Consider the following 15406-nt stretch of genomic DNA (forward strand, 5'->3'; position numbering starts at 1 on the left):
AGTTGCACTTAATCAGAATGCACGCTGATACGGCAGGATACCCTGCTTCAGCATCTCATCCGTCCCGAGCGAATGGTTACTGCTCAGGCCGCGCAACTCAATATTAAATGACACCCTGTTATCGTATTGGCTCGACTGGGTCGTGTTGTCCCAGTCGGTGATTTTGCGCTCATACCCGAGGTTGATGGCCCAGCAACAGGTGCTGTACTGCACCCCGATCAGCTGATCGGCCGGCTGTTTCGCCTCAATATCGTAGTAGTAAGCGGCCACCACGGCCCAGCGGTCGGCCAGAGGCCAGCTCGCTGTCATACCCACCTGAGAGATACCCTGCTGGTAACCGGGGTTCTGCACGCTCGGCAGCGTCGCCTGGATATATTCCGGGCTGGCGTAGCGGTAGTTCAGCTGCACCATGCGCTCGGCGTCTTTCCGGTACTCCAGCACCGCGTCACCCAGGGCCACCGCATCGAGACGGGTGTCATACTGCACACCCCCGCGCAGGCCCCAGTTGTTGTCGATTTTCCAGTAGGTATCCCCTGCCCACACCAGGCTGCCGGTATCGTCGCTTTCATCAAGCGAGGAGTTCGGGTCACCGGTGCGCGGCTGGGTGAAGTAGTAGATTTGACCCGCGGAAACGTTAAAACGTTCAACCAGTGCGTCATCATAAATACGCGAGGTCAAACCGGCGGCTACCTGGTTGGCGGAGGCGATACGATCCAGGCCGCTGTAACTGCGGTCACGGAACAGGCCGGTATAGTCCGATTGCAGCAGGGTGGAGTCGTAGGTGTAGATGTCACTCTGGTTGCGGTACGGGATGTAAAGGTACTGCGCACGCGGCTCGAGGGTCTGGGTGTAGCCTTCGGCCCAGGTCATGCTGCGGTCAAACACCATTTTGCCGTCGGTTTTGAACTCCGGCATGGTGCGGTTGACGTTGTCACGCAGCGCCAGGTTATTGTTGGTATTGAAACCGTCCGGCACATCCTGCTGGTAGTGCGTGGTCAGCAATTTGGCTTCGGTATCCAGGCTGCCCCAGCTGTTGGCCAGCGGCAGGCTGATGGTCGGCTCCAGGTGCAGACGGGTCGCTTCCGGGTTGTCCGGGTTGACGCTGGTGAACTTGACGGCCTGGCCATAGATATTGAAGTCAAACGGGCCGACATCATTCTGGTAATAGGTGATGTCGAGCTGCGGCTGCGCCCGGTAGGCGTTGGCATTCCCGGCGTCGGCAAAGACCTGGAACTGTTTCGACGCCAGTTTCACATCCCAGTGGGTGTCCGCATAGCCGACGCTGAATTTCTGCGTCGCGTAGCCGTCGGTGGTGGAGCCGTAGGTGGAGTCGAGGTCGGTGAAGTATTTGGAGTCACTGACTTTCAGGTAGTCGACGTTGAAACGCCAGACCTGGTCCATCACCCCGTCATGTCGCCAGTAGAAGAGCCAACGGGTGTTGTCGTCATCTTCCGGGTAATCTTTTTCGTACTCGCGGTCACTCGGCAGCCAGTCGAACTCGATCAGGCCCGCGCCCGGTGTGGTCAGGTAGCGGAATTCGTTCTGGAACTGCATCCCCCGCTTGCTGATGTAGTGCGGCGTCAGCGTGGCGTCAAAGTTCGGCGCGATGTTCCAGTAATACGGCAACATAAACTCGAAGCCGTTATTGCTGCCGAACTTGGCATTCGGGATCAGGAAACCGGAGCGGCGGCGGTCACCCACCGGCAGTTGCAGATAAGGGCTGTAGAACACCGGCACCGGGCCGATTTTAAAGCGCGCATTCCAGATCTCCGCCACTTCTTCCTGGCGGTCGTGGATCACCTCAGACCCGACCACGCTCCAGCTGTTGTCACCGGGCAGGCAGGAGGTAAAGGTGCCGTTGTCGAGGATGGTGTAGCGGTTGCTGTCACGCATCTTCATTTTGTCGGCGTCACCGCGGCCCTGGCGGCCTACCATCTGGTAGTTGCCCTGGTCCATGTCGGTGTCTTTGGTGTTCAGGTTGGAGAAGGCGCGCGGGCCTTTCAGCTTGATCTGGTTGTCGTCGTAATGGACGTTGCCGGTCGCGGTCACGGTGCGCGTCGGCTCCGCCTGGTTCGCCACCTGCGTCTGATTCAGCTCGACCTGGTCCGCCGTCAGCGTACTGTTACCCTGCTGGATATTGACGTTCCCGGAGAAGACAGCGTTATCCGGGTAGTTGGCCTCGCTCTTGTCGGCCTGGATATGCACCGGCAGCGTGTTGGGGTCGCCTTTGACCAGCGGCTTATTATAGGTGGGGACGCCGATCATGCATTGTTCAGCGAGGTCGGCCAGCGCACCCTGGCTGTAGAGTGCCGAGCCAATCATGGTGGCCAGCAGTGTTGGGAGACATTTTTTCATACGCGGTATTCGGTGTTCCGTCATCAGAGGCGTCATGTCGGCAAACGGTCAGAGACTATATCACTCATCAGCGTTGCGCTAGTGTTAAATCCAGCCATAGGTCGGTCGTCGTTAGGCATCCGGATAAATGCCGGGTATGATAAAGCAAATCTTACGCAACGGCATGTGAATTGAGGAGTATATGCAGTATTGGGGAAAGCTGCTCGGCGTTGTACTGGGCTTGATGTCCGGTGCAGGCTTTTGGGGCGTAGTATTAGGATTGCTGATCGGCCATATGGTTGACAGGGCGCGGGCCACCCGCAGCCGCGGCTATTTTGCCGACCAGCAGACAAGGCAAACCGTCTTTTTCCGCACCACCTTCCAGGTCATGGGGCACCTGTCCAAATCCAAGGGGCGGGTGACGGAAACGGATATCCAGACCGCCAACCTGTTTATGCAACGCCTGAACCTGCATGGCGAACAGCGCACCATGGCCCAGCAGGCGTTCCGTGAGGGGAAAGAGAGCAACTTCCCGTTGCGTGAGCGGCTGCGCGAATTGCGCAGCGTCTGCTTCGGCCGTTTCGACCTGATCCGCATGTTCCTGGAGATCCAGTTGCAGGTGGCGTTCAGTGACGGCGTGCTGCACCCGAATGAGCGCCAGGTACTGTATGTGATTGCTGAAGAGCTGGGCATTTCGCGTGTCCAGTTTGACCAGTTCCTCCGCATGATGGAGGGCGGGCAGCAGTTCGGCGGCGGCCAGCAGCAGGGCGGGTACTCCCACGGCGGGTTCCGGCAGCCGCAGGGGCCGACGCTGGCGGACGCCTGCAAAGTGCTGGGCGTAAAGGAAGAGGATGACGCCACCACCATCAAGCGCGCCTACCGCAAGCTGATGAGTGAGCACCACCCGGACAAGCTGGTGGCCAAAGGGCTGCCGCCGGAGATGATGGAGATGGCGAAGCAGAAAGCGCAGTCGATCCAGGCCGCCTATGACCTGATCAAACGCGAGAAAGGGTTCCGCTGAGCCGGTTGCCGTGCAAGTACGAAGCCGCCCCCCGGGGCGGCTTTTTTGTGCCCTCAGCGCCCGCGCAGCTTACGTACTACCTCAAACTCATCGAAAAACACCGGCGTGCCGCGCTGCATCGACAGGTTACCGGCGACGCCGGTCAGGATCGAGAGCGTCCCGGCGCGGTGGTCGGCGGCGCGCCGGAGCGGGTCAGCGGGCGGGGTGCCGAACAGGTCAGCCAGCATCGCCTGGTCGCCGCCGCCGTGCCCGCCCTCACCGGCGGTGAACGCCGCCTCCCACGGTGCGCCGAACATCGGGAACACGGTGATGCGGCAGGCGTCGAGGTTGCCTTCTTCCTCACGCAGGCCGCCGCCGTTGACGTAGGAGTTCTCCTCGACTTTCATCTCCAGCCGCCCCTTGCTGCCGTTAAACACCACGTTCAGCCCCTCCCACGGCAGGTAGGCGTTAAGGGAGTAGGTGAGCTGCGTGCGGTTGCGGTATTTCACCATCACCGACAGCGTATCCTCAATGTTGATGCCGTCACCGAAGACGCTCTGGTCGCGGTAGTAGCTGTCTTCGTGCTCCGCCTCTAAATAGAGGGCGCGCAGTTGCGGGTTCTCCTCCATAGGCAGGGCGAACGGGTCACCCACCGCCTGCGGCGCGCCGTGGGTGCGGCTGTAGAAACGGGTTTCGCCGCGCTTCTCCGCATTTTCACGGCCGTAAAAGCGCAGGTCGCCCAGGGCGAACACCTGCTCCGGCGAGCTGTCGAGCCAGAAGTTCATCAGGTCGAAATGGTGGGTGGATTTGTGCACCAGCAGCCCGCCGCTGTTGCGCTTTTCACGGTGCCAGCGGCGGAAGTAGTCCGCGCCGTGCTCGGTGTTCAGCAGCCACTCAAAATGCACCGAGAAGACCTCGCCAATGGTGTTGTTCATCAGCAGTTCGCGCACTTTGCTGTGGTGCGGGGCGTAGCGGTAGTTGAACGCCACGCGCACCCGGCGGCCGGTCTGTTCGATCGCTTCTGCGATGCGCAGCGCGCGGGCGGCGTCGATGGTCATCGGCTTTTCGGTGATCACATCGCACCCGGCGTGCAGCGCCCGCACAATGTAGTCGTCATGAGTGCGGTCGATGCTGGTGACAATCACGGTGTCCGGCCGGGTCTCGGCGATCATCGCCTCAAACTGCCCGGCGTGCCAGGTGGAAACTGGCGCGGCCCCCGCCTTTTCCAGCAGGCGGTTGGCGTAGTTCATCCTCGTCTGGTTGGTGTCGCAGAACGCCACCCACTGCGCGCTCTCCCGGTAGGTGCCGGCAATCGCCTCAATGTACAGCCCGGCGCGGCCGCCGGTGCCGACCAGTGCATATTTTTTCATCATGCTGTCTCCTGACGCTTACGCCCAACCGGGCGCAGAAAAAGGGGGGCGCACGCTGCCACGGGTCGCCTGTTTTTTGCGGATTGCCGGTGCGCTGACAAACGGCAAGAAAAGCAACCACCTGCCAATGGATAACAGGCGGCCGCGCTTAACGCTAAGCGATGCGGCGGGGAAAAAAGGTGAGGCAGGTCACAACCGGGGAGCCTGCCCCGCAGGGCAGGGGGAGAATCAGAAATCCGCCGGGGCGCGGAAGGTCATCGAGGTGTGGTAGTGCGGGTGGGCCAGCGTCAGGGTTTCGGCGTGCAGTTGCAGGCGGTTCGCCATCGCTTTTGCTTCCGGCGGCGCATAGAAATTATCGCCGAGGATCGGGTGGCCGAGCGCCAGCATATGCACCCGCAACTGGTGCGAGCGGCCGGTGATCGGGGTCAGCCGCACGCGGCTGGTGCCGTCCTCATCCCGTGACAACACCTGATAGAGGGTCTGCGCGGTTTTGCCGGTCTCAAAACAGACTTTCTGCTTCGGCCGGTTCGGCCAGTCGCAGATCAGCGGCAGGTCGATCAGCCCCTCATCGTCGGCCACATGCCCCCAGACGCGCGCCAGATAGCTCTTTTTCGGCTCGCGTTCACGGAATTGCCGCTTCAGCTCGCGCTCGGCCGCTTTGGTCAGCGCCACCGCCAGCACGCCGCTGGTGGACATATCCAGCCGGTGGGCGGACTCCGCCAGCGGGAAATCACGCTGGACGCGGGTGATCACGCTGTCCTGGTGCTCTTCCGCGCGGCCGGGCACCGACAGCAGGCCGCTCGGCTTGTTCACCACCATGATGTGGTAATCCTGGTAGAGGATCTGAAGCCACGGCTCCAGCGGCGGGTTATAGCCTTCCAGCGGGGGTGTCTGTGATGCGATGTGGTCGCTCATGGTGTTGGATCACTGTAGAGAGGAAAACAGCCGGGCGCGGCGCGCCCGGCCCGGGGTTACTGGTGGCTCACCACCACCAGACGGATGGCATCCAGGCGCCAGGTGGCGTCGTTGAGGTTCGCCAGTACCTGCTTGCGGTTGAACGCCAGTGCCTCGATTTCATCGTCACGGATGTTCGGGTTCACCGCACGCAGCGCTTCCAGGCGCGCCAGCTCGCTGCTGGTCTGCTCGTCCGCTTCGATCTTCGCCGCCTCGATCAGCGCACGCGCCTCGTCGGCCACCAGCGCTTCCGCATGTTGCAGCATGGCGTGGACATCCTGCTGCACGGCATTCACCAGCTTACTGGAGGTGTGGCGGTTCACCGCATTGAGCTGGCGGTTAAAGCTCTCAAACTCCACCTGCTTGGCGAGGTTGGTACCTTTGCGGTCCATCAGCATACGGATCGGCGTCGGCGGCAGGAAGCGGGTCAGTTGCAGGTGCTTCGGTGCCTGCGCCTCCACCACATAGACCAGCTCAGTGAGCAGGGTGCCCACCGGCAATGCCTTGTTCTTCAGCAGCGACACGGCACAGCTGCCGGTGTCACCGGAGAGGATTAGGTCCAGCCCGTTGCGGATCAGCGGGTGCTCCCAGGTGATGAACTGCGTGTCCTCGCGGGACAGCGCCTGCTCACGGTCGAAGGTCACGGTGCAGCCATCCTGCGGCAGGCCCGGGAAGTCCGGCACCAGCATATGGTCAGACGGCGTCAGCACAATCAGGTTGTCACTGCGGTCATCCTGGTTGATGCCGACAATGTCGAACAGGTTGAGCGCAAAGTTCACCAGATTGACGTCGTTGTCGCCTTCGGCGATCGCCTCAGCCAGCGCCTGCGCCGCCTCGCCGCCGTTGGAGTGCTGCTCCAGCAGGCGGTCGCGCCCCTGTTCAAGCTGACGGCGCAGCGCGTCATGCTCGGTGCGGCACTGGTGTACGAACTCCGGCAGCCCCTCCTGGTCAGACGGCGTGGCGAGGAAGCCGATCAGCTGCTCATAGTGCTTGTCGTAGATGGTGCGGCCGGTCGGGCAGGTGTGCTCGAAGGCGTCCAGCCCGTCGTGATACCAGCGGATCAGCACCGCCTGCGCCGTCTGCTCCAGGTACGGCACCATGATCTGGATGTCGCGCTGCTGGCCGATACGGTCGAGGCGGCCGATGCGCTGCTCGAGCAGATCCGGGTTGAACGGCAGGTCGAACATCACCAGGTGGCTGGCGAACTGGAAGTTACGCCCTTCAGAGCCGATCTCCGAGCAGAGCAGCACCTGCGCGCCCTCTTCGGCGGAGGCGAAATAGGCCGCCGCGCGGTCACGCTCGATGATCGACAGCCCTTCGTGGAACACCCCGGCGCGGATGCCTTCGCGCTCACGCAGCACCTGCTCGAGTTGCAGCGCGGTCTCCGCTTTGGCGCAGATCACCAGCACTTTTTCGTCGCGGTTGCTGGTCAAAAAGCCCATCAGCCACTCGACGCGCGGGTCGAAGTTCCACCAGGTGCCGTTCTCGCCTTCGAACTCCTGATAGATGCGCTCCGGGTAGAGCATGTCGCGCGCACGGTCTTCGGTGCTCTTTTTCGCGCCCATGATGCCGGAGACTTTGATCGCCGTCTGGTACTGCGCAGGCAGCGGCAGGCGAATCTCATGCAGCACCCGGTGCGGGAAGCCCTTCACGCCGTGACGGGTGTTACGGAACAGCACGCGGCTGGTGCCGTGGCGGTCCATCAGCAGGGCGATCAGCTCGCGCCGCGCCGCTTCACCCTCGTCACCCCCGCCGTTGGCGGCGGCCAGCAGCGGCTCGATGTCCTGTTCGGCGACCATGTCGCCCAGCAGGTTCTGCTCCTCATTGGAGAGGCGGTCACCGCTCAGCAGCAGGGTCACGGCGTCCGCCACCGGGCGGTACTGCGCCTGCTCGGCCACAAATTCGTGGTAGTCGTGGAAGCGGTTTGGGTCGAGCAGGCGCAGGCGCGCAAAGTGGCTCTGCGGGCCGAGCTGCTCCGGCGTGGCGGTCAGCAGCAGCACCCCGGCGGTGTGTTCCGCCAGCTGCTCAATCACCAGGTATTCGCGGCTTGGGGCCTCTTCGCTCCAGGCGAGGTGGTGCGCTTCATCCACCACCAGCAGGTCCCAGGCGGCATCGGCCATCTGCTCCAGGCGGCTTTTGTTGCGGCGCACGAAATCCAGCGAGCAGATAACCAGCTGCTCACTCTCAAACGGGTTGGTGGCGTCATGCAGCGACTCGGCATAACGCTCATCATCAAACAGGGAGAAACGCAGGTTGAAACGGCGCAGCATCTCCACCAGCCACTGGTGCTGGAGGGTTTCCGGCACCACGATCAGCACGCGCTCGGCACGGCCGGAGAGCAGCTGCTGGTGGATGATCATCCCGGCTTCGATGGTCTTGCCGAGGCCGACCTCATCCGCCAGCAGCACGCGCGGCGCATGGCGCTGGCCCACTTCATGGGCGATGTGCAACTGATGCGGGATCAGGCTGGCGCGCATGCCGCGCAGGCCGCTCCAGCGCAGGCGGAACTGCTCACGCTGGTATTTGCGCGCACGCAGGCGCAGCGCAAAGCGGTCCATACGGTCGATCTGCCCGGCGAACAGCCTGTCCTGCGGCTTGCTGAAGGTGAGTTTGCTGTCCAGCAGCACCTCACGCAGGGCTACCGCCGGCTCGTCAGTATCCAGACGGGTGCCGATGTAGGTCAGCAGGCCGTTCTCCTCTTTAACCTCGTCAACTTTCAACTGCCAGCCTTCGTGGCTGTTGATGGTGTCACCCGGGTTGAACATCACGCGGGTGATCGGTGAGTCGTTTCTGGCATAGAGGCGGTTCTCACCTGTCGCGGGGAAAAGCAGTGTCACCATACGCGTGTCGAGCGCGACTACAGTGCCTAATCCTAATTCGCTTTCCGTGTCGCTTATCCAGCGTTGACCAAGTTTAAAGGGCATAGTTACTCTCTGTGTTGATGTATCGGGCCGTGCGTTTTTTACTGCGTTGTGTGCGTCATCCGGGCAATAGCCACGCGGCGGTGCCGGGGCGCGGAGTCTCTGGGAGAGGTGCAAAAATGGAAAGGGCGCTATGGTAATGGAAGGTCGCGGTTTCGTCACCTGCCAAACGCCGTTATTTATCGGAAAGCGGCTGCATCAGAACAATCCCATTTGCCCGGTAACCAGTGTAGCAAAATCGTCCTGAAGGAAAGGCAAAATGCCGTCCGCCACCGGTTCGAGCTGCCGCTCAATATAGTGCTCGTAGTCAACCGGCGCGTGGCGCGCCTCCAGCGGCTCCGGCCCGGCGGTGGTCATCACGTAGCTGATCCAGCCCCCTTTCTGGTACTGCAACGGCCGCCCCTGGGCGCGGTTGGCGTCGTCCGCCAGCTTTGCGGCGCGCGCATGGGGCGGCACGTTGCGCTGGTACTCCGCCAGCGGGCGGCGGATCCGTTTACGGTAGACCAGCCGGTCATCAAACTCCCCGGCGCGGGTACGCGCCACGTAGTCACGCACATAGTCCTGATAGGGCTGCCGGTGGAAGATGCGCTGGTAAAGTTCCTGCTGGAAAACCTGCGCCAGCGCCGTCCAGTCGGTGCGCACCGTCTCCAGCCCTTTATAAATCATCGTCTCTTCGCCGTTGCGGCGCACCAGCCCGGCGTAGCGTTTTTTGCTGCCTTGCTCCACCCCGGCACCGCGGATGGCGGGCATCAGAAAGCGGCAGAAGTGGGTCTCAAACTCCAGCTCCAGGGCGCTCTCCAGCCCCATCTCCCCGCGCAGGTGCTGCTGCCAGAACTGGTTCACCTTCGCCACCAGCGCCCGGCCGATCTGCTGCGCGGCGGCCTCGTCGTGCGGCTGCTTCAGCCAGACAAAAGTGGAGTCGGTGTCGCCGTAGATCACCTGATACCCCTCCGCCTCAATCAGCGCGCGCGTCTGGTGCATGATTGCATGGCCGCGCAGGGTAATGGAGGAGGCGAGGCGCGGGTCGTAAAAGCGGCAGGCGCTGGTGCCGAGCACGCCGTACAGCGCATTCATGATGATCTTCAGCGCCTGGGAGAGCGGGGCGTTCTGCTGCTGTTTGGCCGCCTCGCGCCCCTGCCAGATCTGCCGCACAATCTCCGGCAGGCAGTGGGTGGTACGGGAGAAGCGCGCGCCGCGGAACCCCTCAACAGAAGCCTGCTCATCGGGCTGGTGCAGCCCGGCCACCAGCCCCACCGGGTCGATCAGAAAGGTGCGGATTATCGACGGGTAAAGGCTTTTGTAATCCAGCACCAGCACCGAGTCATAGAGGCCGGGGCGCGAGTCCATCACAAAGCCGCCGGGGCTGGCCTGCTCCTCCACGTCGCCCCGGTTAGGCGCAACAAAGCCGGCGCGGTGCATGCGCGGGAAATAGAGGTGGCTGAACGCGGCCACCGAGCCACCGTTGCGGTCAGCCTCCAGCCCGGTGACGCTGGCGCGCTCCAGCAGGAACGCCGTCAGATCGGTTTTGGCGAAGATACGCGTCACCAGCTCACAATCTTTCAGGTTGTAGCGCGCCAGCGCCGGTTTGTCCTCACGGAAACGCTGCTCAATCTCCGCCAGCCGCTGGTAGGGGTTATCGATCGCTTTGCCTTCGCCCAGCAACTGCCGCGAGACCGACTCCAGGCTGAAAGAGGGAAAGTTCCAGAAGGCGGACTTCAGCGCCTCGATGCCGTCCACAATCAGCCGCCCGGCCGCCGAGGCGAAAAAGTGCCCCTGGCTGAAGTTGTGCTCGCGCCAGGTCAGCGGCGCGCCGCCGCGCCCCAGCCGCAGCGGGATGCCGTAGCGGTCGGCATGTTTCTGTAACACCCGCAGGTCAAACTGGATCACGTTCCAGCCGATGATCACATCGGGGTCGTGGTCGGCCAGCCACTGGTTGAGCTTTTCCAGCAGCAGCGGGCGTGAGGCGACATACTCCAGCGTGAAATCCTCACGCTGCGGCGTGCCGTTCTCCGGCCCCAGCATGTAGACCTGCCGCTGGCCGCAGCCCTCAATGCCGATGCAGTAAAGCTCGCCGCTGCCGCTGGTTTCGATGTCAATGGACGCCAGTTTCAGCGGCGGGCGATAACCGTCGGCCGGTTTCATCCGGGTGTTGACCAGCGTGTTGTCCGCGCCCGGCTCGCCGCTGAACCAGACCGGCGCGGTGATGTAGCGCTCCATCAGGAAGCGTTCCGGCGGGCGGATGTCCGCCTCATACAGCGTGACGCCCTGATCCTTAAGCGCCCGCTCCAGCCGGGAGAGCTGGCGCTGCTGGCGGCAGTAGAGCGCCAGTTGCGGCCGGTGGCGGAAATCGCACAGCGCCACCTCACGCAGTTCTGCGCCGCTTTCGCCATGCAGCAGCGGTTCGGCCTGCGCGCGCTGCGCCGCAGGCAGAAACGCCACCGCCTGTTGCGGCGGCAGGCAGACTTTCTGCGGCCCGCTGTCGGTGGCGAGCCAGAAGGTGATCTCAATGCCGCTGGGCGTGTCGCGCCAGTGGCGGGTCAGGATAAAACCCTGGCGGGCTGGGGTCATGGTGCGCTCTTTTCAGGGCGGGGGCGGATGGGCGTAGTATGGTTTTTTATACAGGTGATGTCCAACCCCGGCGACATTTCGAAAAGTTACATACAATTCACATACAATTCATTGATTGACTGCATGAATACCGGCGATGACAATTCAGCGCCAAAATGATGAATTTATGCCACAACCTTGTTGGAATTTATGGAATCTTACCTTGAACATCTGATTACCCAGTCCGTGGCCTTTTCACTGATGGCCGTGGGGCTGGTGGCGTTCCTGGAGTCGCTGGCGCTGGTCGGGCTGCTGCTGCCCGGTACCGTGATGATGGCGTCACTCGGCGCGCTGATCGGCAGCGGCCGGGTTAATTTCTACGAAGCCTGGGCCGTCGGGATTATCGGGTGTTTTGCCGGTGACTGGATCTCCTACTACATCGGCCACCGCTTCAAGGGGCCGCTGCACCGCTGGTCTTTCCTGAAGAAGCATAAATCGCTGATGAGCAAAACCAGCCACGCGCTGCATAAGCACAGTTTTGCCACGGTGCTGGTGGGGCGCTTTATCGGCCCGACCCGCCCGCTGGTGCCGCTGGTGGCCGGGATGCTGGACCTGAAACCGCTGACCTTCGCCGTGCCGAACGTGGTGGGCTGCCTGACCTGGCCGCCGGTCTACTTCCTGCCGGGCATCCTGGCCGGGGTGGCGATCGGCATTCCGGCCGGGGCGGATGTCGCGCACTTCCGCTGGCTGCTGCTGGCGGCGTTTGTGCTGGTCTGGCTGGCCGCCTGGCTCGGCTGGCGCTGGTTCCGCGAAGGCAAGCGCAGCCAGGACTGGCTCTCACGCCGCCTGCCGCCGGCGCGGCTGCGCTGGGTCTGTGGGCTGGCGACGGTCGCGGCGATCGTCTGCCTGGTGATGCTGTTCCGCCACCCGCTGATGCCGGTCTACCGCCACCTGCTGTGGCAGGTGATGGCGTTCTGAGTCAGCCGTGGATGCCGAGGACGCGCGCCTCGGCGGCGCTGCCGTCAATCAGGGCGGCGGTCGGGCCGTCGTAGTAGATCCGCCCGTCCACCACCAGCAGCGTACGCGGGGCGATGCGCGCCGCGTCATCCAGGTTATGCGACACCATTAATAGCGTCAGCGCCCGGCGGCGGCATACGTCGTCCAGCAGCGCCAGCATGTCGCTGCGCAGGGCCGGGTCGAGGGCCGAAAACGGCTCATCCAGCAGCAGCAGCGGCTGGCTGCGCAACAGACAGCGCGCCAGTGCCACCCGCTGCCGCTGGCCGCCGGAGAGCTGCGACGGCAGCCGTTCCAGGCATTCCCCCAGCCCGACCTGCGCGGCAATCTCCTCCAGCGCCTGCCGCTGGGCGGCGTCCAGCTTCAGCCCGGGGTGCAGCCCCAGCCCCAGATTCTGCCGCACCGTGAGGTGGGCAAACAGGTTGTTCTCCTGAAACAGCATCGACACCGGCCGCTTTGCCGGTGGGGTCTCGCGGTGCTCCGCCCCGGCAATCTGCAGGGTGCCGCTGCTGGCGGGGAGGAAACCGGCAATCAGCCCGAGCAGGGTGCTTTTGCCCGCCCCGCTTGGGCCTAACACCGCCACGCGCTCGCCCGGCATCACCGACAGGTCAAAACGCATCGGCAGGTGGTGGTAGAGGTAGGTCAGCTTATCCAGCGTCAATATCGGTTCGGGCATTCTTCCGGCGCTCCGGTAAACGTTCAATCAGGGTGAACAGCAGGAAACAGAGCAGCAGCAGAAGCAGCGCCGTTACGGCTCCGTCCTGGCTGCGGTAGGCCCCCATCTGCTGATAAAGGTAAAACGGCAGGGTGCGGAACTGCTCATTGCCGAACAGCGCCACCACGCCGAAATCCCCCATCGACAGCACACAGGCGAAGGCCATCGCCTGCGCCAGCGGCAGGCGCAGCGCGCTCAGCTCCACCCAGCGCAGCCGCTGCCAGCCGCCCATGCCCAGCGCCCGGCAGAGCGGGGTGTAGCGCTCCGCCAGATCGCGCATCGGGTTATCCAGCACTTTGAGCGCGTAGGGCACTGCCATCAGCGCATTGGTGAGGATCACCAGCGGCCAGGGGGAGGCAGGCACGCCGCCGGTAGCACTCAGCAGCAGGAAAAAGCCGGTCGCCAGCACGATGCCCGGCATCGCCAGAATCACCATGCCGCTCAGCTCCAGCGCCTGCGCCCGGCCAGCTTGCTGACGCAACCGCCATTCGCGGCTGCTCCAGAGCAGCATCATGGTCAGCACCACGCAGAGCAGCCCGGCACCCAGCGCAATCCGCAGTGAGGTGGTAAGCGCCTGCCACAGCACCGGCTGTTGCAGCACCCCCAGCAGCGCGCGGTTGGCACCGTCCGCCACCACCGCCAGCAGCGGCGGCAGGATCAGCAGCAGCGCCAGCGCAATCGCTGCGCCGTCGGTGAGGCGGGCGAGGGTGCTGTCCTGCGGGTTGCGCCACTGCGCCGCCTGCGTATGCCCGGCGGGCAGCGCCTGGCTGAGGCGCTGGCTCAGCAGCACCAGCCCCAGGCAGCAGCCGAGCTGGATCAGCGCCAGCATCGCCGCCCGGCTGAGGTCATAGTCGTAACTCAGCGCCTGATAGATCGCCAGTTCAATCGTTGTTGCCTGCGGCCCGCCGCCCAGCGACAGCACCGTGGCGAAGCTGGCGAAACAGAGCATAAAGATCAGGGCGGCCGCAGGCAGCAGTTGCCGCCGCAGCGCGGGCCACTCCACAAAACGCCACTGTTGCCAGCCGTTCATGCCGAGCTGCGCCGCCAGCTGGCGCTGCTCCACCGGGATATTCTCCAGTGACTGCAACAGCAGGCGGGCGGCCAGCGGCAGGTTAAAGAAGACGTGCGCCAGCAGGATGCCCTGCAACCCGTAGGGCGAGAAGGTGTAGGGCACGCCGAGCCAGCCGCAGATCTGCGCCAGCCAGCCCTGCCGCCCGTAAACGCTCAGCAGGCCGAATACCGCCACCAGCACCGGCAGCACCAGCGTCATGGCGCAGAGCCGCAGCAGCAGCGCCCGGCCGGGGAAGCGGCGGCGAAACAGCGCCCGCGCCAGCCAGAGCGCAGGCACCACCGAGCAGAGCGAAGAGAGCAGCGCCTGCAGGAAGGTGAAGCGCACCACATGCCAGAGGTAGCTGTCCGCCGCCAGCGTATGCCACGCCAGCGGCGGCGCATGGAACAGGATTGCCCCGAACGCCAGCCCGGCGACCCCCAGCAGCAGCGCGCCCGCCAGCAGGCCGGGCAGTTGCCAGCCGGGCATCAGCGGCTGACGGCGGTTTGCCATGTGCGGATCCAGGCGGCGCGTTGGGCAGCGACCTCGGCGGCGCTGTAGCTCAGCGCAGTGGCAGGGACGGTCAGGCGCTCAAACCCGGCAGGCAGCGCCACCGGCGTCACCGGGTACATCCAGTTACCGGTGGGGATGCTGTTCTGGAAAGCGGGCGTCACCATAAACTGCATAAACTGCTGCGCCAGTTGCGGCTGGCGGCTGGCAGCCAGCTTCCCGGCCACTTCAACCTGTAAATAGTGGCCTTCGCTGAAGGGGGCGGCGGCGTAGTTGGCCTTTTTCTCTTCAATCAGGTGGTAGGCCGGGGAGGTGGTGTAGCTCAGCACCATGTCGCTCTCGCCCTTGAGGAACAGGCCGTAAGCCTCGCTCCAGCCTTTGGTGACCGTGACGGTTTTCTTCGCCAGTTTCTGCCAGGCGTCTGCCGCCTGGTCGCCGTAGACTTTCTGCATCCAGAGCAGCAGGCCGAGGCCGGGGGTGCTGGTGCGCGGGTCTTCATAAATCACTTTCAGCGGGCGGTCGCTCTCTACCAGCTCACGCAGGCTGGTGGGCGGGTTCTTGAGTTTCTCTTTGTTATAGACAAAAGCGAAGTAGCCGTAGTCATACGGCACAAAGGTGTTGTCCTGCCAGCCGCCCGGCACCTTCAGCGCGGCGGTGTCGAGGCCGGACGGGGCGAACAGGCCGGTCTGTGCCGCGGCTTTTAGCAGGTTGTTGTCCAGCCCCAGCACCACATCGGCCGGGCTGTTTTTGCCCTCCATGCGCAGGCGGTTGAGCAGCGAGACGCCATCCTCCAGCGCCACGAATTTCAGCTCACAGCCGCACTCCGCCTCAAAGGCTTTTTTCACCGCCGGGCCGGGGCCCCAGTCGGCGGCGAAAGAGTCATAGGTGTAGACGGTCAGCACCGGTTTGGCAGCCAGCGCCGGGGCAGACAGGGTAATAGCAGAGACAACACACAGATAAGGCAGGATCTTTCGTGACACTTTGCGCTCCTCA

Annotated in this window: 10 protein-coding genes; 2 read left to right on the forward strand and 8 right to left on the reverse strand. The window is 63.6% G+C overall.

What is annotated here, in order from left to right; translation table 11 throughout:
* Positions 1-12: 12 nt before the first annotated feature.
* Positions 13-2355 (reverse strand): LPS assembly protein LptD, encoded by a 2343-nt coding sequence (lptD, locus tag CYR32_RS05670; protein WP_101823420.1) that lies wholly within the window; start codon positions 2353-2355, stop codon positions 13-15.
* Between the two features lie 181 nt (positions 2356-2536).
* On the opposite strand from lptD, the gene djlA reads away from it, so the two are divergent.
* Positions 2537-3355 carry a co-chaperone DjlA gene (gene djlA, locus CYR32_RS05675; RefSeq protein ID WP_101823421.1) on the forward strand — a complete coding sequence of 273 codons (819 nt, stop codon included), beginning with the start codon at positions 2537-2539 and terminating at the stop codon, positions 3353-3355.
* A 53-nt stretch (positions 3356-3408) separates the two neighbouring features.
* On the opposite strand, the gene CYR32_RS05680 is transcribed toward djlA, so the two are convergent.
* The 4 genes from CYR32_RS05680 to CYR32_RS05695 all read right to left on the reverse strand — a co-directional run bounded on the left by CYR32_RS05680 (position 3409) and on the right by CYR32_RS05695 (position 11147).
* A complete protein-coding gene (locus CYR32_RS05680) occupies positions 3409-4704 on the reverse strand; it encodes a Gfo/Idh/MocA family protein (RefSeq protein WP_101823547.1) in 1296 nt (431 codons plus the stop codon).
* 228 nt (positions 4705-4932) lie between these two features.
* Complete coding sequence (gene rluA / locus CYR32_RS05685) at positions 4933-5619, reverse strand: bifunctional tRNA pseudouridine(32) synthase/23S rRNA pseudouridine(746) synthase RluA (protein WP_101823422.1); 687 nt, start codon at positions 5617-5619, stop codon at positions 4933-4935.
* Between the two features lie 56 nt (positions 5620-5675).
* A complete protein-coding gene (gene rapA, locus CYR32_RS05690) occupies positions 5676-8582 on the reverse strand; it encodes an RNA polymerase-associated protein RapA (RefSeq protein WP_101823423.1) in 2907 nt (968 codons plus the stop codon).
* Between the two features lie 195 nt (positions 8583-8777).
* Positions 8778-11147, reverse strand: coding sequence for a DNA polymerase II (locus tag CYR32_RS05695; protein WP_101823424.1), 2370 nt, complete (start codon positions 11145-11147; stop codon positions 8778-8780).
* A 189-nt stretch (positions 11148-11336) separates the two neighbouring features.
* Here CYR32_RS05695 and CYR32_RS05700 point away from each other — a divergent pair, with 189 nt between their 5' ends.
* Positions 11337-12104: a DedA family protein gene (locus CYR32_RS05700; RefSeq protein ID WP_101823425.1), complete on the forward strand. Its 768-nt coding sequence runs from the start codon at positions 11337-11339 to the stop codon at positions 12102-12104.
* A gap of 1 nt (position 12105) precedes the next feature.
* On the opposite strand, the gene thiQ is transcribed toward CYR32_RS05700, so the two are convergent.
* From thiQ to thiB, 3 genes are read right to left on the reverse strand one after another with little or no spacing between them, the layout of a single operon-like run.
* Positions 12106-12804, reverse strand: a complete 699-nt coding sequence (gene thiQ / locus CYR32_RS05705; protein ID WP_101823548.1) for a thiamine ABC transporter ATP-binding protein ThiQ — start codon at positions 12802-12804, stop codon at positions 12106-12108.
* The gene (thiP, locus tag CYR32_RS05710) at positions 12788-14416 is read right to left on the reverse strand and encodes a thiamine/thiamine pyrophosphate ABC transporter permease ThiP (protein WP_101823426.1); all 1629 of its coding nucleotides are present in this window, start codon (positions 14414-14416) and stop codon (positions 12788-12790) included. The genes thiQ and thiP overlap by 17 nt, the downstream gene beginning before the upstream one ends.
* Positions 14392-15393, reverse strand: coding sequence for a thiamine ABC transporter substrate binding subunit (gene thiB / locus CYR32_RS05715; protein WP_146000668.1), 1002 nt, complete (start codon positions 15391-15393; stop codon positions 14392-14394). The genes thiP and thiB overlap by 25 nt, the downstream gene beginning before the upstream one ends.
* Positions 15394-15406 lie beyond the last annotated feature (13 nt).

This window comes from Chimaeribacter coloradensis (genome assembly GCF_002858715.1).
Taxonomy (GTDB): domain Bacteria; phylum Pseudomonadota; class Gammaproteobacteria; order Enterobacterales; family Enterobacteriaceae; genus Chimaeribacter; species Chimaeribacter coloradensis.

What these genes read in the sequence shown, in the direction of transcription:
- lptD (WP_101823420.1), bottom strand. Translation starts at nt 2,355, where the DNA reads ATGAAAAAATGTCTCCCAACACTGCTGGCCACCATGATTGGCTCGGCA.
- djlA (WP_101823421.1), top strand. Translation starts at nt 2,537, where the DNA reads ATGCAGTATTGGGGAAAGCTGCTCGGCGTTGTACTGGGCTTGATGTCC.
- CYR32_RS05680 (WP_101823547.1), bottom strand. Translation starts at nt 4,704, where the DNA reads ATGAAAAAATATGCACTGGTCGGCACCGGCGGCCGCGCCGGGCTGTAC.
- rluA (WP_101823422.1), bottom strand. Translation starts at nt 5,619, where the DNA reads ATGAGCGACCACATCGCATCACAGACACCCCCGCTGGAAGGCTATAAC.
- rapA (WP_101823423.1), bottom strand. Translation starts at nt 8,582, where the DNA reads ATGCCCTTTAAACTTGGTCAACGCTGGATAAGCGACACGGAAAGCGAA.
- CYR32_RS05695 (WP_101823424.1), bottom strand. Translation starts at nt 11,147, where the DNA reads ATGACCCCAGCCCGCCAGGGTTTTATCCTGACCCGCCACTGGCGCGAC.
- CYR32_RS05700 (WP_101823425.1), top strand. Translation starts at nt 11,337, where the DNA reads ATGGAATCTTACCTTGAACATCTGATTACCCAGTCCGTGGCCTTTTCA.
- thiP (WP_101823426.1), bottom strand. Translation starts at nt 14,416, where the DNA reads ATGGCAAACCGCCGTCAGCCGCTGATGCCCGGCTGGCAACTGCCCGGC.